This window comes from Hoeflea prorocentri, from assembly GCF_027944115.1.
In the GTDB taxonomy this organism is placed as follows: domain Bacteria; phylum Pseudomonadota; class Alphaproteobacteria; order Rhizobiales; family Rhizobiaceae; genus Hoeflea_A; species Hoeflea_A prorocentri.
The window spans coordinates 4,402,310-4,426,755 of the sequence record NZ_JAPJZI010000001.1 but is presented as its reverse complement, the minus strand read 5'-3'; the positions used below and the strand labels follow the sequence as shown (position 1 = coordinate 4,426,755).

The 24,446-nt window shown below is 57.7% G+C and carries 16 protein-coding genes; 6 read left to right on the top strand and 10 right to left on the bottom strand.

Annotated elements, in window-relative coordinates:
* Positions 1-185: 185 nt before the first annotated feature.
* The gene (locus OQ273_RS20825) at positions 186-2,087 is read right to left on the bottom strand and encodes a methyl-accepting chemotaxis protein (protein WP_267992843.1); all 1,902 of its coding nucleotides are present in this window, start codon (positions 2,085-2,087) and stop codon (positions 186-188) included.
* An 11-nt stretch (positions 2,088-2,098) separates the two neighbouring features.
* Between OQ273_RS20825 and OQ273_RS20820 the strand changes: the two genes are divergently transcribed.
* Positions 2,099-2,356: a hypothetical protein gene (locus tag OQ273_RS20820; protein WP_267992842.1), complete on the top strand. Its 258-nt coding sequence runs from the start codon at positions 2,099-2,101 to the stop codon at positions 2,354-2,356.
* On the opposite strand, the gene OQ273_RS20815 is transcribed toward OQ273_RS20820, so the two are convergent.
* The 3 genes from OQ273_RS20815 to OQ273_RS20805 all read right to left on the bottom strand — a co-directional run bounded on the left by OQ273_RS20815 (position 2,327) and on the right by OQ273_RS20805 (position 4,651).
* Positions 2,327-2,779 carry a chemotaxis protein CheW gene (locus tag OQ273_RS20815; protein ID WP_267992841.1) on the bottom strand — a complete coding sequence of 151 codons (453 nt, stop codon included), beginning with the start codon at positions 2,777-2,779 and terminating at the stop codon, positions 2,327-2,329. The two genes, OQ273_RS20820 and OQ273_RS20815, sit on opposite strands and share 30 nt — an antisense overlap.
* Positions 2,780-2,968: 189 nt before the next feature.
* A complete protein-coding gene (locus OQ273_RS20810; protein WP_267992840.1) occupies positions 2,969-3,781 on the bottom strand; it encodes an SDR family NAD(P)-dependent oxidoreductase in 813 nt (270 codons plus the stop codon).
* A gap of 168 nt (positions 3,782-3,949) precedes the next feature.
* On the bottom strand, positions 3,950-4,651 hold the full coding sequence (locus OQ273_RS20805; RefSeq protein WP_267992839.1) for a DUF1013 domain-containing protein: 702 nt from the start codon (positions 4,649-4,651) through the stop codon (positions 3,950-3,952).
* Positions 4,652-4,894: 243 nt separating this feature from the next.
* Here OQ273_RS20805 and acs point away from each other — a divergent pair, with 243 nt between their 5' ends.
* Positions 4,895-6,844: an acetate--CoA ligase gene (acs, locus tag OQ273_RS20800; RefSeq protein WP_267992838.1), complete on the top strand. Its 1,950-nt coding sequence runs from the start codon at positions 4,895-4,897 to the stop codon at positions 6,842-6,844.
* A 51-nt stretch (positions 6,845-6,895) separates the two neighbouring features.
* Here the strand turns inward: acs and OQ273_RS20795 are convergent, their stop codons facing one another.
* From OQ273_RS20795 to OQ273_RS20780, 4 genes are all read right to left on the bottom strand, one after another.
* Entirely contained in the window at positions 6,896-8,197 is a 1,302-nt protein-coding gene (locus tag OQ273_RS20795; protein ID WP_267992837.1) for an SAM-dependent methyltransferase, read from the bottom strand.
* Positions 8,198-8,377: 180 nt separating this feature from the next.
* Positions 8,378-9,799: a TadE/TadG family type IV pilus assembly protein gene (locus OQ273_RS20790; protein WP_267992836.1), complete on the bottom strand. Its 1,422-nt coding sequence runs from the start codon at positions 9,797-9,799 to the stop codon at positions 8,378-8,380.
* A gap of 313 nt (positions 9,800-10,112) precedes the next feature.
* A complete protein-coding gene (locus OQ273_RS20785; RefSeq protein ID WP_267992835.1) occupies positions 10,113-11,561 on the bottom strand; it encodes a VWA domain-containing protein in 1,449 nt (482 codons plus the stop codon).
* Positions 11,562-11,998: 437 nt separating this feature from the next.
* Positions 11,999-12,166, bottom strand: coding sequence for a DUF1674 domain-containing protein (locus OQ273_RS20780; protein ID WP_267993171.1), 168 nt, complete (start codon positions 12,164-12,166; stop codon positions 11,999-12,001).
* 163 nt (positions 12,167-12,329) lie between these two features.
* On the opposite strand from OQ273_RS20780, the gene htpX reads away from it, so the two are divergent.
* From htpX to purH, 4 genes are all read left to right on the top strand, one after another.
* Positions 12,330-13,271: a zinc metalloprotease HtpX gene (gene htpX, locus OQ273_RS20775; protein WP_267992834.1), complete on the top strand. Its 942-nt coding sequence runs from the start codon at positions 12,330-12,332 to the stop codon at positions 13,269-13,271.
* Positions 13,262-14,632 carry an RsmB/NOP family class I SAM-dependent RNA methyltransferase gene (locus OQ273_RS20770; RefSeq protein WP_425493433.1) on the top strand — a complete coding sequence of 457 codons (1,371 nt, stop codon included), beginning with the start codon at positions 13,262-13,264 and terminating at the stop codon, positions 14,630-14,632. The genes htpX and OQ273_RS20770 overlap by 10 nt, the downstream gene beginning before the upstream one ends.
* A 94-nt stretch (positions 14,633-14,726) precedes the next feature.
* Positions 14,727-16,436 (top strand): heparinase II/III family protein, encoded by a 1,710-nt coding sequence (locus tag OQ273_RS20765; RefSeq protein WP_425493398.1) that lies wholly within the window; start codon positions 14,727-14,729, stop codon positions 16,434-16,436.
* Between the two features lie 167 nt (positions 16,437-16,603).
* Entirely contained in the window at positions 16,604-18,220 is a 1,617-nt protein-coding gene (gene purH, locus OQ273_RS20760; RefSeq protein ID WP_267992832.1) for a bifunctional phosphoribosylaminoimidazolecarboxamide formyltransferase/IMP cyclohydrolase, read from the top strand.
* Between the two features lie 20 nt (positions 18,221-18,240).
* Here the strand turns inward: purH and OQ273_RS20755 are convergent, their stop codons facing one another.
* Together OQ273_RS20755 and OQ273_RS20750 are read right to left on the bottom strand one after the other, a co-directional pair.
* Positions 18,241-19,620, bottom strand: coding sequence for an MFS transporter (locus OQ273_RS20755; RefSeq protein ID WP_267992831.1), 1,380 nt, complete (start codon positions 19,618-19,620; stop codon positions 18,241-18,243).
* A gap of 30 nt (positions 19,621-19,650) precedes the next feature.
* A complete protein-coding gene (locus tag OQ273_RS20750; protein ID WP_267992830.1) occupies positions 19,651-24,444 on the bottom strand; it encodes an NAD-glutamate dehydrogenase in 4,794 nt (1,597 codons plus the stop codon).
* Positions 24,445-24,446 lie beyond the last annotated feature (2 nt).

Here is a 24,446-nt window from a genome sequence, read left to right as displayed (position 1 = left end):
TCAAACAGCACGTCAGTATCGACACACGCAAATCCGCAAGTGACATACATGTCCCACCGCGTTGTACGATTGTTCAAACCTCCGCGACAAGCTCTCCAGAACCGCTGTGCTCAACCTGATCAGCTGCAGCAACAGAAAAAGCCGGGCAATTGCCCGGCTTTAACTCTGGGGTAATCCGGTCCGGGTCAGAATTCGGACCAGTTATCCGTATCCAGCGCTGCGTTTCCATCGATCGGAAAGCTGGAGACATTTGTCTTTTTGACCTCCCGGACTTCCGGCGCCGCTGTACTGATCGGTTTGCGCCGCGGCTCGGAACTGGTTTGGAAAGAATCGAGCAGACCGGTAAGCGACCCAACTTCCGAATTGAGCGTGTGGCTGGACGCATTGGTCTCCTCAACCATGGAAGCGCTTTGCTGCGTGCCCTGGTCGATGGAGTTGATCGCCGAGTTGATCTCCTGAAGTCCGCTGGATTGTTCCTGGGACGCCTGTGCGATGGCGCGGACATGATCAGCAACTTCGGTCACCGAGGCTAAAATCGTCTGCAGTGCCGATCCGGTCCGGTCAACCAACTCCACGCCGTTTTGAACCTGAACACCTGATTTTGTAATCAGTTCCTTGATCTCATTGGCCGCCGTGCCTGAACGCTGAGCCAGTTCCCGTACTTCCTGAGCAACAACGGCGAAACCTTTGCCGGCGTCCCCGGCTCTTGCGGCCTCAACGCCGGCATTCAGAGCCAGAAGATTGGTCTGAAACGCGATATCATCGATCACACCGATAATACTGGCGATCTGGTCGGAAGATTCCTTGATCTCGCCCATCGCCGAGATTGCATCTTGAACGACCTCGCCCGATTCCGTCGCAGCCTGCTGTGTTTTCACAACCAGCGAGCCGGCTTCACCTGCCCGCTCAGCAGTGGTTTTGACCGTTGCCGTTATCTCGTCGACAGCGGCAGCCGTTTCTTCGACCGATGCGGCCTGCTGCTCGGCGCGCCTGGAAAGCTGGTCCGAGGCAGAACGGATTTCATGGGTTCCGCCTTTGATGCTTTCCGCACTGTAGCCAACCTGGACGAGCGCTTCTTCAAGATTGGCAATTGATTTGTTGAAGTCGCTTTTCAGCTCCTCATAGGCCGCCGGCAGATCATCGGTAATTCTGGATGACAAATCCTTGTTGGCGATAGCCGACAAGGCAGTACCGAAGCTTTCGACGACCATGGCGCGTTCCGACTGGATAGCCTCTTCCTGCGCGCGTCGCCGCTCGGCCTCAGCCTGTTCCTTTTGCGCTTCCTGTTCTTTGACAAGCTCCTCGTTGCGCAAAGCATTGTCCTTGAAGACCTGAACGGCTGCGGCCATTGCACCGAGTTCGTCCTGCCGGTGGGCATGGGGAATCTCGACTGAATTGTTGCCGCTTGCCAGCTCGCCCATGGCTACCGTCATATCCGACACCGCGCCTCCGATGTTGCGGTTCAGGAACCAGCCCATGGCGCTCGCCACGAAAAGGATAACCAGACTTCCGGCGACCAGTGCGATGGTGGCGATCAGCATGGTTTCGTCCTTGGTCGCGGACCGTGTCACCAGCAATGAGCGTTCTGCTTCCTCGAATTCCGCGTGAGCCGCACGGATCGAATCCATTATGGCCTTGCCGGCTCCGGACGCAGCAATTGCGCGTGCCTCATTAAGCGTATCGGGGTTCTTGCCCAACGCAATTTCCTGATCGATAACATCCCTGTGCCATTTCTCGGCGCCGGCCTGGATGCGCCGCAAGCGCTCCTGCTGGCTGGCATTGTCGGATGTCAGTGTCAGAAGTGTATTCAGCTCTGTTTCGAAGGTCTTTTCCCCCGAAATGTAGGGTCCGAGAAACTTCTCGTCGCCCGAGACGAGGAAACCGCGAACACCCGACTCCTGATTCACGATTGCCGCGATCAGTGAGCCCGAATGATCAAGAACCTCATATGTGTGTGAGTTCCATTCATCCGCGTTCTTCAACTGCGTAAATGAATAGAGTGAATAACCGGAAATCAAGAGAAAGAGAGTAATGAGTGCGCCAAAGGCGAATGCAAATTTTTTACCTATAGATAAGCTGCGAAGCATCATCGGGTTCCATGAACAATACTGTCAAAGGCACTTGCAAGCTCACCGAATTCGGCCACCAAAGCTCATCTTGGCGTGCATTGGAATACTGGCATTGCAACCTGAATTTGATTTCTATTGGTAAAGCAATTGCTAATTATATGCTTAGCCAGCTTCTATTTCTGGTTGATGGGTCAAAAGAAATCCCCGCTGGTTTGGCGGGGATTTCTAAGCAGCGCGGAGAAGTTTTTCGATCAATTCTAGGCGGCGGCCTCAAAGTCCTTGTTTGAGCTGGGAAAGAGGACATCCAGATCAAGGAAACAAATAAGCTGGTCTTCCAATGCCACGACACCTTTGATGCTGTGGTGGTCGAAGCCGTCGTCGACATCGGGTGTCGGCTGTATCTGGTCAGCAGAAACACTCACCATATCGGAAACGTTTTCCACCAGGAGACCGACCATTTTTCCGCTGATTTCAGTAACGATGATGGCGCAGCGTTCATTGGGCTCAATCGTCGCAAACCCAAGCATCGCCGCCAGATCCACAACCGGGATCACCGATCCACGCAGGTTGATGACACCCAGCACATGGCGGGGAGCATTTGGCAGCGCGGTCGCCTGGGCAAACCCCCGGATTTCTCTAATCGAGCCAATATCAACACAGAAATCCTGATCGCCTAAACGAAATGAAATAATTTCCGCATGTTCATCCATAGCCGGTGCTCCTAAGGGTCCCGCTGCATCAATAGCGTGCAATCGGGTCAACTCTGATTTCAGCCTATGGTTTCAGATGGCGGTTAATTTTGGCTGAATTTGAGAGATCTTCCCGCAATAGCGGGAACTGTCACGCCCGGCTTGAGCGTCCTGATCTCATCACAAAACGGATGCACTGGCTTTGTCCTGCTACGCCGACGCCTTGTCGGCAAGGATTCTCTCAATGACGCCCACAACTTCGTCACATTTCGCCGGATCGAGGGCGTCGGGATGTGGCGACGCGAAATTACCGGAATCATTGTCGAAATACTTGCCGGACGCGTCGGTGAATTCATCCGACAGGGCGGCGCGGACAAGAATATCCGCACCAATGCGGATATCGCTGCCGGCGACGCCAAACCCGTCCTTCACCATCTTGGTGCCCAGCAGCGAACCCGGATTCACGGACACGACAACCGGGCCGGCATCCTCCCGTCGGGCGGCCATATGCGCCGACCACATGGTCAGCGCCAGCTTGCTTTGCGCGTAGGCGTCCATATCGGCCAGTCTTGCCTGACCCCTCAATGCGGGCAGATCGACCGGCGACTGAGCCGCAGACGACACATTGACGACGCGTCCGTCGACGCCGATCAACGGCAAAAGCCGCAAGGTCAACATATAGGGGGCAATGGTATTGACCACAAAGCGCACATCAAGACCATCCTCAAAGCTGCTTCCGCCAGGACCAAGGACGCCCGCATTGTTGATCAGCACATCGAGCGCGTCGTGGTGATGCGCCACAGCCTTGGCCAGCCGCTCGACATCCGGCAGATGCGATAAATCCGCAACGTGACCGTGTACTTTTCCGGCCCCCGGCAATGCCCGCAGCTCGTCTTCCACCGTCTTCAGCTTGTCCGCATTGCGCCCGTGCAGAAGAACCGTATGACCCTGCAACACAAGCATTCTGGCCGTTTCCAGTCCAATGCCATCGGTTGAGCCGGTAATCAGAACAGTTTTCTTCAAGGCCAGGTCTCCTTTGCAGATACGCGGCGTATTGCCTGGCGCACGCCGGTCGTCATGCCAATCACAGGACGGCGGAAGAGGACAGGTTTGAAATCACGTCTAAAGGGATTTTGGTAAAAAGTGACGCCCGAATATAGATCGAGCGCCACGGAGCCGGATCGGCAACGCCTACTCGCTGTCGCCTTCCGGCTTGTCTGTCTTCAGCGAATTGAGCTTGGCGAAGACGGCATCGGCATCGATCTCGTCTTCTTCCTTTTTCGGTGGCGGAGGCGTGTCGAAGGCAAAGCCTTCGGTTTCCTGCGCCGGAAGCAAGGTTTCCTCCTCGCGTACCACAACCTCGGAAGGCCGGTCCTTGGCAGCCTTTTCCACTTCCATATCAAGGTCGATCTGGCTGCAAAGGCCGAGCGTTACCGGATCGAGCGGCGTCAGGTTGGCCGAGTTCCAGTGCGTACGTTCGCGGATCTGCTCGATGGTCGACTTCGTCGTGCCGACCAGTCGTGAGATCTGCGCATCGCGTAGTTCGGGATGGTTGCGTACCAGCCACAGGATCGCATTCGGGCGGTCCTGGCGCTTGGACACCGGCGTGTAACGGGGACCCTTGCGCTTGAGTTCCGGCACATGGACTTTCGGGTTCGACAGTTTGAGCTTGTACGCCGGATCGGCTTCCGCCTTGGCAATTTCGTCACGCGAAAGCTGCCCGGTCTGTATCGGATCGAGCCCCTTGATGCCTTGTGCCGATTCTCCATCTGCGATCGCCTTGACCTCAAGCGTGTGCAGCTTGCAGAACTGGGCAATCTGATCGAAGGTCAGCGCGGTATTGTCGACCAGCCACACGGCAGTGGCCTTTGGCATCAGCAGTTGTTGGGCCATGGGAATAAAGCTCTCCTGTCCGCCCGCTCCGGAGCGCGGGCCGTGGGTATCTCCACATTTTCCGGGAATTGGCGCTTCTATAACGCCGTTCGCTGCAAATTGCAATCTGGAAGCCGATCACGCCTGCATCAGCCCATTAGTCTAATTGCTCTTGAAAAAACACCTGTTATGAAGAGACAGTCGGTGTGCTATCCGATCCAGCGCCGGAAAGCTGATATCGGAACGCCGAAGGAGGAGAATTATATGACTGCAAAGATCCACAGGGTCCGCAAGGCCGCGAAAAAACGGGCGTTCATCGATAAAGAGATCTACGAGGACTGGTATAGCCAAAGCATCAAGAACCCGGAAAAATTCTGGAGAAAGCACGGCAAGCGGATCGACTGGTTCAAGCCCTATACCAAGGTTAAGAACACCTCCTTTTCCGGCAAGGTTTCCATCAAATGGTTTGAGGACGGCGTCACCAACGTTTCCTACAACTGCATCGACCGGCACTTAAAAAAGCGCGGCAATCAGGTGGCGATCATCTGGGAAGGCGACAACCCCTATGACGACAAGAAGATCACCTATAACGAACTTTACGAACAGGTCTGCCGTCTTGCCAATGTGCTGAAGGCCAATGGCGTCAAGAAGGGTGATCGTGTCACCATCTACATGCCAATGATCGTGGAGGCGGCCTACGCGATGCTCGCCTGTACGCGCATCGGCGCAATCCATTCGATTGTTTTTGGCGGCTTCTCTCCGGACGCGCTTGCAGGTCGCATCGTCGACTGCGATTCAAACGTCATCATCACCGCCGACGAGGGAATTCGCGGCGGCAGAGTTGTTCCTCTGAAGGAAAACACCGACGAAGCTATCGAGATCGCCAAAAAACAGGGCGTCGAGGTCGATACCGTGCTGGTTGTCCGGCGCACCGGCGCTGAAATCGGCTGGTCGGACGACCGCGATATCTGGTATCACAAGGCGATACAGGCAGCCAAACCGGATTGCCCCCCGGCCCGCATGAAAGCCGAGGATCCGCTCTTTATCCTCTATACGTCCGGATCGACCGGCAAACCCAAGGGCGTCCTCCACACGACCGGCGGCTATCTCGTCTACGCCTCGATGACGCATGAATATGTTTTCGACTACCACGAGGGCGATATTTACTGGTGCACCGCCGATGTCGGCTGGGTGACCGGCCACTCCTACATCGTATACGGACCGCTCGCCAACGGTGCGACGACCCTTATGTTCGAAGGCGTGCCGAATTATCCGGATGCCGGACGCTTCTGGGATATTGTCGATAAACACCAGGTCAACATCTTCTATACCGCGCCGACGGCAATCCGCGCCCTGATGGGTGCCGGCAATGAATTCGTCTTGCGCTCATCGCGCAAATCCCTGCGCACGCTGGGCTCTGTCGGCGAACCCATCAATCCGGAGGCCTGGGACTGGTATTACGACGTTGTCGGCGGCAGGAAATGCCCGATCGTCGACACCTGGTGGCAGACCGAAACCGGTGGCATCATGATCACGCCTCTGCCGGGCGCCACCGATCTGAAGGCCGGCTCCGCCACACTTCCCTTCTTCGGCATCCAGCCTCAACTCGTCGACGGCGACGGCAATGTGCTGGAAACCGCAACCAACGGAAATCTTTGCATCGTCGACTCCTGGCCCGGTCAGATGCGAACCGTCTACGGCGACCATGAACGTTTCGTTCAGACCTATTTTTCCTCTTACAAGGGAAAGTACTTTACCGGTGACGGCTGCCGGCGCGACGAAGACGGCTATTTCTGGATCACCGGTCGCGTCGATGACGTCATCAATGTCTCCGGACACCGTATGGGGACTGCGGAAGTCGAATCGGCACTTGTGGCCCATGAAAAGGTATCGGAAGCTGCCGTTGTCGGTTATCCGCATGACATCAAGGGGCAGGGCATTTACTGCTATGTCACCCTGATGGCCGGCGACAAGGAAAGCGAGAAGCTGCGCAAGGAGCTGATCACCCATGTACGCCATGAGATCGGCCCGATCGCCTCGCCGGACAAAATCCAGTTCGCGCCGGGACTTCCGAAAACCCGCTCCGGCAAGATCATGCGCCGTATCCTGCGCAAGATCGCCGAAGACGATTTCGGCTCCCTCGGTGATACGTCGACGCTGGCAGAACCCGCTGTTGTCGATGATCTGATAAAGAACCGGCAAAACCGGCATTAGAGCAAATCCGGTTTGGTTGGATCAGATGATTCCAATTACACCGGAAACGCTCTAGTCGTCCTGATAAAGATCGGCCCGCGTCGGCGGCAAACCGCTCGGGCCGCGCCGCTTGTGCGATATGAGCGTCTGGTAGATCTTCATTCCATTGCGTTCGAATGTGATTGAACATCCGCCCAGATAAAGCAGCCACATGCGCGTCTTGACTTCACCGACCTCGGCAACGGCGGCATCGTAATTGGCCAGCAGCCGGTCGTGCCAGTGCCGGCAGGTCCGCTGGTAGTGCTCGCGCCAATCCTCGACATCATGCACCTCGAAACCGGCCCGCTCCATATTGACCAGCGTGTTCCCGATATGATCGAGTTCGCCGCCGGGAAATATGTATTTGGTGATCAGCTTGGTTTCTTCGTTTCTCTTGCGAAAAGCCTTGTCGTCCCTGCGGGCCTGACGCGTAATGGCATGGTTCAGGAACAGCCCTTCCGGCTTCAGGACCCGTTTGACGGTCCCGTAATAGGTTGGATGGTTCTCAAGACCTATATGCTCCTGCATACCGACCGAAACCACCTTGTCGAACTGGCCCTGGACCGCGGCATAATCGATCAGCTCGAACTTGACGCGGTCGGAAAGGCCAAGCCGTTCCGCCTTGGCCTTTGCATATTCGATCTGTTCTTCCGACAGCGTCACACCCAGTGTCGACACACCGTAATTCTGTGCCGCGTAGATGCAAAGGGCGCCCCAGCCGCTGCCGATATCCAGCATCGTTTCGCCCGGCTTGAGCCTCAGTTTGCGGCAGATCATCTCCAGCTTGTCGCGCTGCATGCGGTCGAGATCATTGTCCCAATCGGTGCAATAGCCGCAGGTGTAAACCATCTCCTCATCGAGCCAAAGCGCGTAGAACGCGTTCGATACATCGTAGTGATACTGGATGTTCTTTTCGTTTTCCTCGCGGCTTCCGTCGCTGGTTTTATCGTCGGACTGGTCTTCCAGCGGCCAGGGGCCGCCCCGCCCGACAAACAGGAACTTGCGCAAGGCGTTGAAGGCCGTCCACTTGCTCAGCTTGCTGCGGATCTCGCGCGTTCGCACCTTCGGCTTCTGTGCCGTCAAATCGAAAATACTGCCGTTTACGAGGTCGATCCGCTTGGAGACCCATAGATTGAGCAACGTCTCCATACGCGGCTTGCGCATCAGGCTGGAGACAACACCTTCATCGGCGAGTTTGACGGCAAATGCATCGTCCGCCAGGTCTTCCGGAACGGTCGATCCGTCCCACAGGATAAAACCGACATCGATCTGCATGACGTCGCGCGCGTGCCCGAGAAGTCTTCCCAGCGACTTCAGCCTGCCTTTGGCGCCCATATTCTACGCTCCGTTTGATCGATCAAGCTTCGCCGAAACTAGAGCGCGCCTGATTTAAATGGAAGCATTTGCCGGCGGCCCGTAGTCAACGGTCATGCACATACGTGGCATCATATGGAAAAAGCAAATAAAAAACCGGCCGCACAGGGCGGCCGGTTCGAGACACTCTGCCTGCTGGTCCTAGTTGATAAGACGCAGGGTCTGAATGGTGCGTGCGATATCCTCGTAGGTTTCCTTAAGTTCGGAAGCGGTTTCAGGCTCGTAATGATAGGTAACGTCACCCTCATCCGGCGTCGCACAATCCTTGAGCATATTGAGCGCGGTTGAATTGTAGAGCTGGAACCCGATGGTGAAGATCTTGATCTTGTTGCTCTTCACATTGTCACACAGATTGTCCGTGTGCGTCCTCGACGTCGAACCCTGAGAACCGGCCCGCCAGTTCCTGCGCCTGACATCCGCATAGGCAGTGTTGAACTGGCCGTCCGTCATCAGGATGATATATTTCTGCAGATCGTCATCAGCAATCGGATCGCCGGGCTTTGAGCCTGCCGGCAGATAATCAGCCCATTTCGGCGACAGCATATACCAGGCCCACTGCAATCCGATTTGACCAGCAGTCCAACCGCTGGCGCCAAGGCTGTTGACGCGGTTTTTGAGAGCCGTTTCATCGTCGCTGAGCGGCATCAGCGCTGCGGACGGGCACCAACTGGTATTCAGACGAGAATCGCGCGGGATCATCGCCGATCCGGGATTGGCGTCGGTATACTGGTAGTTGGTACCGCCACGGTTGGCCCGCTTGCGGTCCGTTGCGCAATGGTCGTCCGCATATCCATCTCTGGGATTGAGATGATTGATATTGCCATACTCCAGAAATTCCGAGACGTCGTAACCGGTACCGGTCTGATCGTAGAGCGCCGAACTGAAGGCGGGCGCGGGGCTCCTCCTGTAGGGGAAATCCAGGTAGACATATTTCGACAAATCGCTGCCGACATTGACCGCATAGCTGTACGGTACGACGCTGATACGCACCTTGGTGTCGTTCGGTGTATTGACGCTCAAAAGCTCTTCAATACCCAGGTTTGCGGCCTGCCTCAGCGCCACGATCTTCGAACCGCCCATTGAACCGGTGATGTCGAGCACCATGGCGACCTCGATATCCGAAATACCGTATGTGGCACCGGACTGGCTGCCGACAACCTGCTTGTCACTTGACGTGCCGACACTTATGAATCTGAGATCCTGATCGAAGCTCGCCTTCGCAGATACCGTGTTCGCCACCGGATCGACAGTCACGTCGTCGAGTTTGAACCTGCTTGCATCGATGTTGTCCACACCGATATTGGCGATAAAGACCGCTTCGAGATAGTTCTCCGCCTGCGCTTCCGTGATATCGCCAATTGACAGCGCACGCGCCGTTGCCAGCGTCGCTGCATCCAGCGAATTGGTCACGCGTGTCTTCATGTTGATTGACTGCGCGTATTCGACTGACAAGCCAATCGTCAGGAATATTGCAGCGGTCGCAAGACCAAACATCATCAAGAAATTGCCGTTTTCGTCGCGCTGGAACTTTCTGCCCAATGCGCTCAGTTTTTTCTTGCCCATGATCATCTTCCCAGGGTCGAATCGATTACACCACTTCCCCGTCAGGCCTCCTGGCGCGGACAGGGCAACATCAATCGCGAATTATGGGCATCACAGCATTGAAACCGGATTAAAATTTATGCTTGCATTTTAGTTAAATGCACAAGATGTTGTTTTTAATTGTTTTTTCATGAGCAAGAACACGCCTGAGGGGCTTTCCACTGCCGGCATCAGCCCCTATTCAGGGTTTTAATAGCCGGCGTTGCAGTTATTTCTCAGAACGGAAGAAAGAGAAAGGGGCCGGATCACCGGGAACCGAACCCCCGTCCTGCTGCTAATGGGTCAGCCGCAGGTTCTGGATCGTATCGGCGATACCCTCAAATGCCGCTGCAAGTTCTGTCGATGTATCGGCATCGTAAAAATACTGGGTGAGCGCAGTATCATCCGTTGCACAATCATCAAGCTCCATTTCTGCCGTGCTTCCGTCCGACAAGCCGTAACCGATGGAAAAGATCGTGATTCCATCACTTTTGATCTGCGAACACAGCGACTCGAAATGATCATACGCCGTTGCCGACTGGTAACCGGAATAAAAACCGTAGGAATTGATGCCTGAATAGGCCGTGTTGAATACGCCGTCCGTCATCATGATGATGTATTTGCTGACGTCTTCATCCGGGTCCTTGTGATCGGCGGGCTTCGAACCTGCGGGAAAATAGTCTGACCAGTTGTGGGATATGGTGTACCAGCCCCATTGCAGACCGATATGACCGGCAGTCCAGCCATTGGCCCTGAAGCCCGTGATCGCATTGTCGAGGGTTGTTTCACTGTCCGACAAAAGAACCACCGGCGAAGACGGGCACCAGTCTTCATTAAGTCTGGCGTCGCGGCTGATCAGCCCGAAAGAAGGGTTCTTGTCCGTATACTGATAGTTGGTCTTACCCGAACTCAGCGGCGCTTTTCTCTCCGAAGCACAATAATCCGAGTTGCTGTTATCCGACGACTCGGTGACGAACGGCCAGCAATCATCGGCAGAACCATCATAGAAGTAGCCGCCTGATTTGTACGCCACATCCCAATTGTGACATGTCGAATAACCGTCCTGGAAATCCTCGACATCGTAGTAGGCTTTGTTGGAGGCACTGTATTGCGACGCGTCATAAACGGGCGCATCACTTTTTGCCTTGAAGGAATCGGCATAGACATAATCGGCAAGATCCGCGCCGACATTGACGCCGATCGCATAGGGAACAATGCTGATCCGCACCTTTGTATCGGTCGGCGTGTTAACGGCCAGCAGTGTCTCAACGGCATCTTGCGCTGCCTTTTTAAGGCTCTTCAAACGGCTGCCTTTCATGGACCCGGTAACGTCCAGCACCATGGCGACCTCGACCTCGGATATGCCGTAGCTGACGCCTGAAGAACTGGCGACCTTGATGGCATCTTCATCGAGTTTAACCTGCGTCAGATAAAGCCCCTGGTTCACGCTGGCTTTCGCAGAGACTTCCTGACTGGCGGTATCGACGACAATATCAGACACGTCATATTTGCTTGCATCGACATCATCAACGCCCAGATTCGCGGCAAATACGGCCTTCAGGTAATTCTCAGCCTCATTGGACACGCTCGGATCGACATCGCCGGCGGCAATGGCCCGGGCCGTTGCAATGGTCGCGGCATCCAGCGCGTTGTTGACACGAGTCTTGTTGAGAAGGCCCATGGAGTAGTCGACGGCAAGACCGGTCGCAAGAAAAACGACGCCAATGGCCAAGGCGAACAGCATCACAAAATTGCCGGATTTATCCTTAATTAGCCGGCTAATATTCAGTTTTAACGTGTCGGTGTACATCTTCAGATAGTCCCACGTCTGAAGAACACTCGCCCCGATACTGCCGCATGTCACGCATGTGCCTGACCTGCGGCTTATGTATTTGTTCTGATAGTTGGTGGCCGCAAACGGCCCTTTTAAATTACGGCGAGGATCCCATCAGTCGCAGACCGTAATTCGCGCCTTCACATAATCACCTATGCAAACTCTGTCCCGTATGGTGTAGGGCGAGGTCCCTGTCAAAACAGACGGCAAACGCCTGAGCCGGAAAACCCGCCAATATCCGTACCTGTTGTCAATGAGCTATGTGTACCGCAGCCAGATTGCGCAAATATTAACGTCATCTGCAATTCTTCGCAGCGGATCACCGGCTACCGGTGATTATTCGCCTGTCAAAAATCGATTGCGCGACCATCGATTTCCCAGTCACCATAACGCGCCGGGTCCTTGCCACCGCGACCGCCCACCTCACTTTCAGGCTGCGGATTCGTCTGTTCGGCGCGACGACGCTGTTCGGCCTCTTTCAGAGCTCGCTGGGCTGCCGGCGGAAGATCTTCCATGCGTCGCCCACCGCTCTTGCCGCCTTCATTGTGGCCATCTTGCGTTTGCAGCTTGTCATTCATGGTCGCAGGTTCCCGATCGCACATTGAACTGTCGCAATATATTCCCAACATATAGGGAAAGCGGCCGACCGGTCATCGGCCCGCAGTTTGGAGTAGATGCATGAATATGGTGCGTACCGCAATGCTGCTCGCCTTCATGACGGCGCTGTTCATGGCAATCGGATATCTGATTGGCGGAACCGGCGGAATGCTCATTGCCCTGGCGATCGCGGCCGCAATGAATATGTTTTCCTATTGGAACGCCGACAAGATGGTGTTGCGGATGCATCATGCCATCGAAGTGGATGAACGCAGCGCTCCGGAATATTACGGCATTGTCCGGCAACTGGCTGAACGCGCAGACCTGCCGATGCCCAAGGTCTACCTGATCAAGAACGATCAGCCGAATGCCTTCGCAACCGGACGGAACCCTCAAAACGCGGCCGTTGCGGCCACGACCGGCCTGTTGCATATGCTCAGCCATGAGGAAGTCGCCGGAGTCATGGCGCACGAACTTGCCCATGTGAAGCACCGCGATACACTCACCATGACCATCACGGCCACGCTGGCTGGCGCCATTTCCATGCTCGGCAATTTTGCGTTTTTCTTCCGCGGCGGCCGCAGCGGCGCGCTTGGCCTCATTGGCATGCTCGCGGCAATGATCCTTGCGCCGCTTGCCGCGATGATGGTTCAAATGGCTGTCAGCCGCACACGGGAATATTCCGCTGACCGGGGCGGGGCCGAAATCTGCGGCCACCCGATGTGGCTTGCCTCTGCCCTGGCCAAAATCGCCGGCGGCGCTGGCCGGGTTGTCAATGAAGATGCCGAACGCAACCCCGCCACCGCCCATATGTTCATCATCAATCCCCTGCATGGACAGCGCATGGACGGGCTTTTTTCCACCCATCCGGCAACCGAGAACAGGATTGCCGCACTGAGGCAGATGGAAGCCGAGTTCCGCGATGCGCCAACTCCTTCCGCCGCAACGCCCGATACCGGAACCAGCAGCGGCCCCTGGGGCCGCAACCGCGACAGCGGACCGCAAAAGGGCCCCTGGTCGTGAACAAGACCAGGCTGGGGTCTCGGCCCAAATCGCACAGCCCCGACAGCAAACCGGGACTTGCAGCCCGCAAGGCCGCGACCCGGTTGTTGTCGACGGTTGTCGACAAAAAAACGTCTCTGGACGGTCTGCTCGATCCAGCGGGCGGCAATCCGGCATTCCGTGCGCTTGAGCCGGTCGACCGAAGTCTTGTGCGCGCCATTCTCCTGTCGGCCCTGCGCCATCGCTGCCACATCGAGGCGGCCCTGTCGCAGATGCTCGATCGGCCGTTACCAGCCGGTGCAAGGGCTCTTTCTCATCTGCTTCATGTGGCCGCCGCACAGATCCTCTACCTGGATGTTCCCGATCGGGCGGCTGTCGATCTCGCCGTAGAGCAGGCCCAGTCCGATCCGAGAAACCGCCGCTTCGCCGCCCTGGTCAATGCTGTTCTGAGACGTCTGGCGCGTGAAAAGGAAAAACTCCTGCCACGGATCGTGTCGTCCACCCGGAATGCACCGGCCTGGTTCATCGAGAGACTGTCCGCAGCCTATGGCGACCGAGTGGAGGCCATTCTGGCCGCGCACGCGACAGAGCCGCCGCTTGATCTGACAACAAAACAGGATCCGGAAATCTGGGCCGACCGTCTGGGCGGCATTGTGCTGCCGACCGGATCGGTGCGCCTTCCCGCGCTGAAAGGACCATTGACCGAACTTCCGGGATTTGCGGAAGGACAATGGTGGGTTCAGGATGCAGCCGCCTCCATTCCCGCGCGCCTGTTTGGCAGGATCGACGGCCAACGGGTTGCTGACCTTTGTGCGGCCCCCGGAGGAAAAACCGCCCAGCTTGCGCTGGCCGGCGCTAAGGTCACCGCAGTAGACCTGTCGCACAACCGGCTCGGCCGCCTGCGTGAAAACCTGGAGCGCCTCGGGCTTGAAGCGCAGTGCGTGCAAACGAACGTCCTTGACTGGCAGCCCGAAGAGCCGTTTGACGCGGTTTTACTCGACGCACCCTGCTCTTCCACCGGCACGGTCCGCAGACATCCGGATATTCCATGGACCAAGAGCCTCGAGGACATAGAGAAACTCGCCGCTCTTCAGGAGCGCTTGTTGCGCCACGCGCTGACCCTCGTGCGTTCCGGCGGCGTTGTCGTCTTTTCCAACTGCTCGCTCGATCCCCTGGAGGGCGAAGCTGTCGTGCAGCGCGTTCTGACCTCTCATCCGCAGGCCGTTCGCCTGCCCGTCAAAGCACAGCAGTGGAGCGGCCTGGAGGGCATGGTGACGGCTGCGGGCGACATAAGAACAACACCCGACATGCTCCCTGATGACAATCCGCAACTGTCGGGAATGGATGGGTTTTTTGCCTGTGTTATCGCCCGCCCGGAATGATTGTTCGTATCTGAAAATTATACCTGCGGGTCATATGGTCTTGTGGTATAGTTGAGCCAAGGGGCCCCAGGAATGGGGTATACGGGGACTAGGATTGGCGGCAGTACTGGTGCATTTCCGGCAATTTTTGCCGTTGTATTTCCGTGAGAGCTGGCGTCGTGTATCCCGCCGGATTGCAGTCGGCCGCCTGAATCCCTGGCGTTTCATGGGTGCGGCACCGGATCGGCTGGTTGTCGCGCCGACGGATCTGCGCATTGCCGATCCCTATATAGCGCACGAGGTCCATCACGGTCGTTTCCCGCTCGCCGGGCGTGTTCTCGAAACGGATGGCAAATCACCCTTTCTCTACACCGGACCGTCTCTCGGGTTTGACGAAATGCTGCACAGTTTTCGCTGGCTGCGGCATTTGCGGGCGGACAATACGCCGGAGGCATTCGCTGACGCGCGGTCGCTGACCGAAGACTGGATCAGCCTCTGGGGCCGGCAATATGTTGGTGTCGCCTGGGATGCCAACGTCACCGCACAGCGTGTCATAGCATGGCTTTCCCACTCACCCATTATCCTGAAAAATCAGGATCGCGGGTTTTACCGGCGTTTCATCAAGAGCCTCGCGCTTCAGATCCGCTATCTTCGCCAGGTCGCCCCCGCCATGCGCGACGGCGAAAAACGGTTCCGTGTGCGCATAGCGCTCGCCATGGCAACGCTTGCGCTTCCGGCAAGGCCGGCGGCAATCAAAACCGCCGCCCGAAATCTCGATCAGGAAATCGAAAGGCAGATACTCGCCGATGGCGGGCATGTCTCGCGCAACCCGCAGGTGGCGATGACCCTGCTTGCGGACCTCCTACCGCTTCGACAGACTTACCTCAATCTCGGATACACGCCGCCGAAGGGTCTTGTTTCCAGCATCGATCGGATGTTTCAGGCACTGCGCTTCTTCCGCCATGTCGACGGAACACTGGCTCTGTTCAACGGCACCACCGCGCAGCCGGCCGACCGGCTTTTATCCGTGCTTCGCTATGACGAATCGACCGGCGAGCCGCCGCGTCTTACCCCGCAGATGAATTATCAGCGGCTCTTCAACCACAACACGGTCATCATTGCCGATACGGGTCCCTATCCCGCGGGAGAGCTGTCCGCGACCGCCCATGCCGGTTGCCTGTCCTTTGAGCTGTCATCCGGGCACCACCGTTTCATCGTCAATGCCGGCGCGCCGGCTTTTCATCATGGTGAATACCGCAGGCTTGCCCGTTCAACCGCCGCCCACTCGACACTGATAGTCGACGATACCTCATCGGCGACCATCTCCTCGTCCGGTTTCCTCGGTCCGATCCTCACCAACGGCCCGCAGAAGGTGGATATTGAACGCCGCGACGAGGCGGACGGGAGACAGGGCTTTGTCGCACGGCACGATGGATATGCCAGCGCATTCGGGTTGATTCACGAGCGGTCCATCCAGTTGAGCGCTGACGGAAACATGGTGACCGGACGCGACCGCATCGCCAAATCGGCCAACCACAGCCTGGCGATCGATGAGAAAACGCAAGGGGCGATCCGTTTTCACATCCATCCCAAGATTGTCATCAGCCATGACAGCAATGGCGACATCGTGCTCACCGCGCCGGATGGGGAATACTGGAAATTCTTCTCGCCGGATATCGAGGCCGAAATCGAGGAGGACATCTTCTTCGCCGATCTCGCCGGCCCGCGCCGCTCCCAGCAGATTGTCATTCATTTCATCATCGCGCGGCATTCGGAGATTTCCTGGAGTCTTGTGCGCACGGTTCCAAAGCCCAAAAGGACGTGACACAGGGCGGTCCCATGACCGTCAACGCCTATCGAAAAGCCTGCAATCAAAGATCATCGGGTATTCAAGCCGCGCACCGGTTTAATATCGGGCACCACTGTGTTAGGCGAACGGCAGAGCGGCAAGACCGTCTCTTCCCGTAGTGCCCGACCAATCAGGAGCCTGAAATGGCTGTTGCCTCCAAGAAAATCCCCGCGCCGGACCATGTCAAACCCAAACGCGCCCTTCTTTCCGTGTCCGACAAGACCGGGCTCAACAACCTCGCGGCGGCTCTGGCGGCCCACGGCATCGAGCTCATCTCCACCGGTGGAACCGCCGCAGCCATAGCCGCTGCCGGTCTGGCTGTTCGCGATGTTTCCGACATCACCGGTTTTCCGGAAATCATGGATGGCCGGGTCAAGACCCTGCATCCGGGGGTGCACGGTGGACTGCTCTCGATCCGCGACGATGACCAGCATCGAAAGGTGATGGAGGAAAACGGCATCCTCGACATCGATATCGCAATCATCAACCTTTACCCCTTCGAGGCCGTGCGGGCGGCCGGAGGCGATTATCCGACCACGGTTGAGAATATCGATATCGGCGGCCCGGCAATGATACGCGCCGCTGCGAAAAACCACGCCTATGTGACCGTCGTCACCGATCCCTCGGACTATCAGGCACTGATCGAGGAGCTGGAAAGCGCCAATGGCGCGCTGACCTATGAGTTCCGCAAGCACATGGCTGCAAAAGCCTATGGCCGGACCGCAGCCTATGACGCGGCAATTTCCAATTGGTTTGCCGGCGAACTGGATATCGAAACACCGCGCCACCGTGCTTTGGCCGGAAGCCTGCGCGACGTCATGCGTTACGGTGAGAACCCGCACCAGAGCGCCGGCTTCTACGTTACCGGTGAAGCGCGCCCGGGTGTCGCCACGGCAACCCAGCACCAGGGCAAGCAGCTGTCCTATAACAATATAAACGACACGGATGCGGCCTTTGAACTTGTCGGCGAGTTCTCACCCGAGGCTGGTCCCGCCTGCGCCATCATAAAACACGCCAACCCATGCGGCGTCGGCACCGCAGAAGATCTAGGCGATGCCTACCGCAAGGCGCTGGCCTGCGATCCCGTATCGGCCTTCGGCGGCATCGTCGCGTTCAATGCGCCGCTCGATGCAAAGACCGCCGAGGAAGTCGTCAAGATTTTCACCGAGGTCATCATCGCGCCGGATGCCTCTCAAGAGGCCCTGCAGATCCTTTCCGCAAAGAAGAATCTGCGCCTTTTGACAACCGGTGGCCTTCCCGATCCGCGCGCTTCCGGCCTGACGGCAAAGACCGTCGCCGGCGGCCTGCTTGTCCAGTCTCGCGACAAGGGTGTGATCGACGATCTCGAATTGAAGATCGTCACGGAACGGGTACCGAGCGAGGGCGAATTGCGCGATCTCAAATTCGCATTCCGCGTTGCTAAACATGTCAAATCCAACGCCATCGTCTATGCAAAAGACGGCGCGACGGTCGGGATCGGCGCAGGCCAGATGAGCCGTGTCGATTCCGCCCGCATCGCCGCCAGGAAAGCCCGGGACGCAGCGCAGACAATGGGGCTCAACGAGCCGCTCACAAAGGGCTCCGCCGTGGCCTCGGACGCTTTTTTCCCGTTCGCCGATGGCCTTCTGTCGGCTATCGAGGCCGGCGCAACCTCGGTCATCCAGCCGGGCGGTTCGATGCGCGACGATGAGGTTATCAGGGCCGCAAACGACGCCGGCATTGCCATGGTCCTGACCGGCATGCGTCATTTCAGGCATTAGCCTGGTCTGAAGTTCAGCGGTCAGGAGTGTGACGGTCGCTCGTGCGCGCTTTGCACGAACCGCAGCAGGATGACGCCGAGGACGAACAGAACGATAACCGGGGTCACGCCGAGACGCTGACTTTCAAAAAAACCTGTCGCCTCGGCAATCAGCAACGGCCCGACAAATGTCGTCGCCTTGCCCGACAACGCATAGAGTCCGAACGCCTCGGTCACCCGGTCCGGGGACACCTGGTCTACCAGGAGTGTCCTGGAGGCGGCCTGCAAGGCCGCACCCGACGCGCCGATCAGGCAACCTGCAATGTAGAACACGTGGTGCGGCAGCGACGACGGAGAATCCGCTGTGCCGACCGTGATGAAAAACACCTCCTGTTTGGACGTCGAGACAATGACCAGGCAGCAAAATGTCAGGATAAAGATCGAAATGCTGACAACAAGCCTCGGTCCGTAACGATCGTCCGCCTTCCCGCCCAGCCAGCCGCCGAAAACGCCTGTAAACGCCGCAAGGATGCCGAACACCCCAATCTGGATGATTGACCATCCAAGCACGCCTGCCGCGTAGATCCCGCCAAAGGCATAAAGTGCGTTCAGTCCGTCCCGGTAAAGCATGCTGGACAGCAGATAGCTGAAATAGCTGCGCTGCGACGGCAGGGCACGCAGCGTATCGGCAAGTTCGCGAAGACCCCTCTTGATCGCTCCGCTATGCGACATCATACGATGGGAATCGGGTGTGAAAAGAAACATCGGCAACACAAAGATCACATACCAGAGCGCGCTCAGTGGTCCCGCTGCCCTGTCACCTTCATAGCTTACCGGATCGAGCCCGAAGATTGGCGTCAGCCCGAACAGCGTTTTTCCGGTTTCCGGCGGGGCTGACATGAAGCCCAGAACGATGACAAGGGAGACAATTCCGCCGATGTAACCAAGAGCCCAGGCAGACCCGGACAGGCGCCCCAGTCTTTCGCGCGGCACCAGATCCGGCATCATCGCATTGTTGAACACCGCCGCAAACTCCATGCCGATCAAACCGAGGACAACGCCGATGACGGCAACGGTGACACCGTTTGCACCCGGGGCGGCAAACCACAAAAGCCAGCACCCGACGACACCGAATATGGAAAAGAAGACGATCCACGGCTTGCGCGAACCGGTATTGTCCGCAATCGCGCCCAGAACCGGCGCGAGAAAAGCGATAAAAAGACCGCCGAACCCTGTTGCGTAACCCCAGATTTCCTGCCCTTTGACCGCGCTTTCGGCGACATGGGAAGTAAAATAGGGTGCAAAGACGAATGTGATGATCAGCGTATGAAAGGGCTGTGTCGCCCAGTCGAACATCATCCAGCCGAATATGCCCTTGCGATCCGCCTGGCCGCCTCCGCTCGCCTGTGCCGCGTCGCTCATGGCCGTGTCTCCAGGCTTATCGTGCTGTTGTTATCCACGGGCGATGTCGCCCATCATGCCTGCTGCGACCGTGAGGCGCGCAACATTGATCTCGCCGCCCTCAATCAGCTCGGTGATCCGCTCATGCGCCCGGTCGATACGCACCTGGTCCGCCGCATGCCAGGCTGCGACCGGTTCCTTTTCCTTGCCGTAATTCTCCAGCGCGGCCCTGGTGATATCGCGCCGGGCCGCTGTAATCTCGTCCAGGCTGCGGGCGATGGCCAGCGCCTCATAATGATCGGAGACATTAGTCTGGTGTGCGGCACTGTCCATCCGGCTGATACGGAAAAGCTCCGTCACATCGAAAAACGCCTTGGCGGTCTTGACCAGATCAGCCCCGGATGATTGTGCGATCAGCATGATTTCCGGAATCAGCGCCAGGCCAGGCAGGTGCGATAGTTTGCCGGCAAGCTTCTTCGGAACCCCATGGCCGACAGTATGTGCAAGCCAACGCTCCGATTCCTGTCTCATGAACTCGGGCAGCAGCGTCGGCAGCACCCCGTCGAGGCCTTCGACGGCGGCCTGAACCGCCTTGACGGTCGGTCCAAGCGGTTCGGAACTGGCCCCGGTCTTCAGAGCCCAGCGCGAGACAATCTGGATGACATGACCGACACCCGCATAAAGCTCGTTCTGAACAGCGCCCGGCACCTTGTTGTCCAGGGCATCGATCGCATCATAGAGCGCCGTCAGCCCGAGCCCGTCACGCACCATCACATAGGTCTTGACGATATCGGACGGCAGCATGCCGGTCGCATCGACCAGCCGGCTGATGAAGATCGGGCTGCCGCGATTGATGGCATCATTCGCCAGCACCGTGCCGATGATCTCTCGTCTGAGACGATGCTCCTTGATGTCTTTTCCGTAGGATTTGTGCATGCGCTGCGGAAAATAATCCATCAGATCGGTTTCGAAATAGGGATCGTCCGGCAGTGCGCTACGCGTCAGATCGTCAAAAAGCACGATTTTGGCATAGGAAAGCAAAACGCCTATTTCGGCCCGTGTGAGCGGTTTATTCCCGGCCAGGCGTTCGGTGAGGGTCTGGTTGTCGGGCAGGGTCTCGACCTGCCTGTCCAATTGACCGTCGGCTTCCAGCCGGTTCATTAGCCGTATCAGGTCGCCGGTGGCCCGGGCGCTGCGCCGCTCAACAAGTGAAATCGCCAGGGTCTGGAGATAATTGTTGCGCAGCACCAGCTCGGCCACTTCGTCGGTCATTGCCGTCAGCAGCTTGTTCCGGTTGGCAAGCGTCAAGCGTCCGGCACGCATCGCCGCGGCCAGCGCAATCTTGATATTAACCTCAAGGTCGGACGAATTGACACCTGCGGAATTGTCGATCGCATCCGAATTGCAGCGGCCTCCGCACAGGTTGAATTCAATCCGGCCGCGCTGCGTCACACCGAGATTGGCGCCTTCGCCAATGACCTTGGCGCCGACCTGGCTGGCGGTGACGCGCACCGCATCGTTGGTGCGGTCCCCCACATCGGCATCACTTTCACCGGACGCCTTGATGTAGGTCCCGATACCGCCGAACCACAGGAGATCGATCTGCGTCTTCAATATGGCGGTGATGATGTCGAAGGGAGAGGCCGTTGTCGCCGAAAGGCCGATCGCGGCCGCCGCCTGCTTGGTTAAGGTGACGGTTTTTTCGGACCGTGAAATGATCATCCCTCCGGGTGACAGAACGGATGTGTCATAATCCTGCCAGCTCGACCGGCCGAGATCGAACAGACGTTTGCGCTCGGCAAAGCTGGTTTTGCAGTCCGGATCGGGATCGATGAAGATGTCGCGATGATCGAACGCGGCGACAAGCCGGATCTTCGGCGACAGGAGCATGCCGTTTCCGAAGACATCGCCGGACATGTCGCCGACGCCGGCGACCGTAAACTCGGTCTTCTGGATATCGATATCCATTTCCCGGAAATGTCTCTCGACGGCTTCCCAGGCTCCACGGGCGGTAATGCCCATCTTCTTGTGATCGTATCCGTCGGACCCGCCGGACGCGAATGCATCGTCCAGCCAGAAATGATGCGCCTGGCTGATGGCATTGGCGGTGTCTGAAAAGGTCGCCGTACCCTTGTCGGCGGCCACCACGAAATACGGGTCTTCGCTGTCATGGCGGCGCGTGTTCCTTGGGCCGACGACCTTGCCGTCGACGATATTGTCCGTCACCGAAAGCAAGGTGGAAATGAATGTTTCATAGGCCTTTCGCCCGGCGGCGAACACATCGTCCCGGGTTCCGTTCGTCGGCAGCTTCTTCGGGTGAAAGCCACCCTTGGAGCCGACCGGCACGATGACCGCATTCTTGACCTGCTGCGCCTTGACGAGGCCCAGCACCTCGGTGCGGTAATCCTGTGCCCGGTCCGACCATCGCAGGCCACCCCTGGCAATCGGTCCGAAGCGCAGATGAACACCTTCGACTTCCGAGCCGAACACGAATATCTCCCGGAAGGGCCTGGGCTCCGGAATGCCGTCGAGAGCCCGGGGATCAAGCTTGAACGCCAACGTATCGAGCGGCGTACCATCGGCGTTTTTCTGAAAATAGTTCGTGCGCAAGGTCGAGGAGATCGCATTCACGTAACGGCGCAAGATACGATCGTCATCAAGGCTCGGAACACGTGTGAGCGCGGTTTCGATCCGCTCGACAGTATCGTCAAAATCCTTGCCGGCCGCCTTGACCCGCAACGCCGGATCGAACCGGGCTTTGAAAAGGCCGACGATATCGGCGGCAATCAGCGGATAGCGGTTAAGCGTACCGGCAATATAGCCTTGCGAATAGGTGATACCGGTTTGCCGCAGATAGCGCGAATAAGCCCTCAACACCTCAGCTTCGCGCACCGTCAGGCCGGCATTGATAACCAGCCTGTTGAAGCCGTCATTGTTGATTTTGCCGAACCAGGTCGACAAAAAGGCATCGTCCAGAAAATCGACAAGCCGCGCAAGATCGACCGCCCTCCCTTCGCTGTGCACGAGCTCCATATTATGCAGCAGCACCTTGCGGGTCTTGGTCACATCAACGCCGACGGCAACTTCAAATGTCTGTTCGCTGATCACGTTGAAACCAAGGTTTTCAAGCAGGGGAACCCGCCGCGACAAGGCTACGGGCGCGTCGATATGAAAGATCTTGAGTGAGAGATTTTCACTCGCTTCACCGTCGCGCTGATAAAAATCAATGCAGATCGGATGGTCCTGGCTGCACTGCAGGAAACTCGGCAGGTCCTCGACCGCCTCTTCCGGGGTGAAGTGGTCGCGGTAGCCGTCGGATGTGTGGAGTGCCAGCGCATCGACGCCGGCAAGGTTGGAAAACCGGTCTTCCCAGCGTGTCACGATGCGGCGCACCGCATTTTCTAGAACCTCTTGCGAGATACGCGGCGTGCGCCCGCCGGAGCGTCCGAGTACAAAATGCACCCGCGCGACGCTCCCTTCTGGAAATGCCGGATAGTATGCGGACAGGCGCGCATCGAACGCTTCCCTCAGGTAAGCCCCGATCCGGCTGCGTGCGTCCGTGTCATACTGGTCCCTTGGAACATAGACGAGGACGGAAACGAAGCGATCAAACCGGTCGATGCGTGGCAGCACACGAACGCGGGGCCGGTCGCTCAGTTCGATGATCTGCTCGCAAAACCCTGCAAGCATGGGCACATCAACCTGGAACAGCTCGTCACGCGGATAGCTTTCAAGCGCGTTGAGCAGCACTTTGCCCGAATGGCTTTCCTGGTCGAACCCGAAACTCTCCACCACCGCATCCACCTTCGACCGCAGCAGGGGTATGCGCTGGACCGAGCGTGTGTAGGCCGTTGAGGTAAACAGGCCGACGATGCGCAGTTCGCCGGTCACCCGGCCGTTCTCGTCGTAGCGTTTGACTCCCACATAATCCATGTAGGTCCGGCGGTGTACCAGTGAGCGTACGTTGGCCTTGGTAACAATCAGCGCATCCGGGCCCTGAAGGAACGCCAACAGTTCCGGCGTGGTGGTAACGGGATCGTTGCCGCGCCGCAAAACCCTGACTTCCGGATCGGAGAGGATGCCGAGGCCGGTTTTTTCGGCGCGCTCGACCGCAGCGTCACGCCCGCTTCCCCGGAAATGGTAATCGCGCATGCCGAGGAACGTGAAATTGTCGTCACGCAGCCATTCGAGAAAGGCCAGCGCCTCCTGCCGCTCGGCCAGATGCTGGCTGCCTCCGGCGTTCTGGATTTCCGTCACCGTCCGGTCGAGCCGTTCCAGCATGGGCCGCCAATCGGCAACCGCCCGGTGCACCTGATCAAGCACCCGCATGAGGTTTATCGTCAAAAGCTTGATCGCCTCGGCCGAAATACGCGGCAGATGTATCTGGATCAGGCTGACCTTTTCCCACCCGTCGGTTGTCTTTCCCGCAACCGCCAGATCGATATCCTTGATGGTCCCGTCCGTCGAACGCTGCAGTTTGAGCACCGGATGCGCCGCCAGGCAGATATCGCGATGGGCATGGGAAACCTCGCCCATCACGGAATCAAAAATGAACGGCATATTCCTGTCGATCACGGTAATGACCGTCAGTGTGCGCCCGGCAAGGTCCACACCCTCGACCGGTCCGACATGGATGTGCATGTCGTTCCCGTTCCACTTCTCCAGATGCGCGCGCGCGTGCGCAGCGGCCGCGGCAAGCGCCTCCGGCCGGTAAAGCAGCACGTCATCGGCGCTCACATGCCCGAAAATCTGATCCGGATCGATATAGGGTTTCTTGCTTTTGCTGAGGATTTCCGCGATGCGTGCAATCTGCTTGTCACGCTTTGGGTGCCGTCGCGTCCCCATGT

Excerpts from the sequence above, each read along its gene's own strand:
- OQ273_RS20825 (WP_267992843.1), bottom strand. The coding sequence starts at position 2,087 with ATGCTTCGCAGCTTATCTATAGGTAAAAAATTTGCATTCGCCTTTGGC.
- acs (WP_267992838.1), top strand. The coding sequence starts at position 4,895 with ATGACTGCAAAGATCCACAGGGTCCGCAAGGCCGCGAAAAAACGGGCG.
- OQ273_RS20790 (WP_267992836.1), bottom strand. The coding sequence starts at position 9,799 with ATGGGCAAGAAAAAACTGAGCGCATTGGGCAGAAAGTTCCAGCGCGAC.
- OQ273_RS20795 (WP_267992837.1), bottom strand. The coding sequence starts at position 8,197 with ATGGGCGCCAAAGGCAGGCTGAAGTCGCTGGGAAGACTTCTCGGGCAC.
- htpX (WP_267992834.1), top strand. The coding sequence starts at position 12,330 with ATGAATATGGTGCGTACCGCAATGCTGCTCGCCTTCATGACGGCGCTG.
- OQ273_RS20805 (WP_267992839.1), bottom strand. The coding sequence starts at position 4,651 with ATGGCCCAACAACTGCTGATGCCAAAGGCCACTGCCGTGTGGCTGGTC.
- purH (WP_267992832.1), top strand. The coding sequence starts at position 16,604 with ATGGCTGTTGCCTCCAAGAAAATCCCCGCGCCGGACCATGTCAAACCC.
- OQ273_RS20815 (WP_267992841.1), bottom strand. The coding sequence starts at position 2,779 with ATGGATGAACATGCGGAAATTATTTCATTTCGTTTAGGCGATCAGGAT.
- OQ273_RS20785 (WP_267992835.1), bottom strand. The coding sequence starts at position 11,561 with ATGCTGTTCGCCTTGGCCATTGGCGTCGTTTTTCTTGCGACCGGTCTT.
- OQ273_RS20750 (WP_267992830.1), bottom strand. The coding sequence starts at position 24,444 with ATGGGGACGCGACGGCACCCAAAGCGTGACAAGCAGATTGCACGCATC.
- OQ273_RS20755 (WP_267992831.1), bottom strand. The coding sequence starts at position 19,620 with ATGAGCGACGCGGCACAGGCGAGCGGAGGCGGCCAGGCGGATCGCAAG.
- OQ273_RS20780 (WP_267993171.1), bottom strand. The coding sequence starts at position 12,166 with ATGGAAGATCTTCCGCCGGCAGCCCAGCGAGCTCTGAAAGAGGCCGAA.
- OQ273_RS20820 (WP_267992842.1), top strand. The coding sequence starts at position 2,099 with ATGAACAATACTGTCAAAGGCACTTGCAAGCTCACCGAATTCGGCCAC.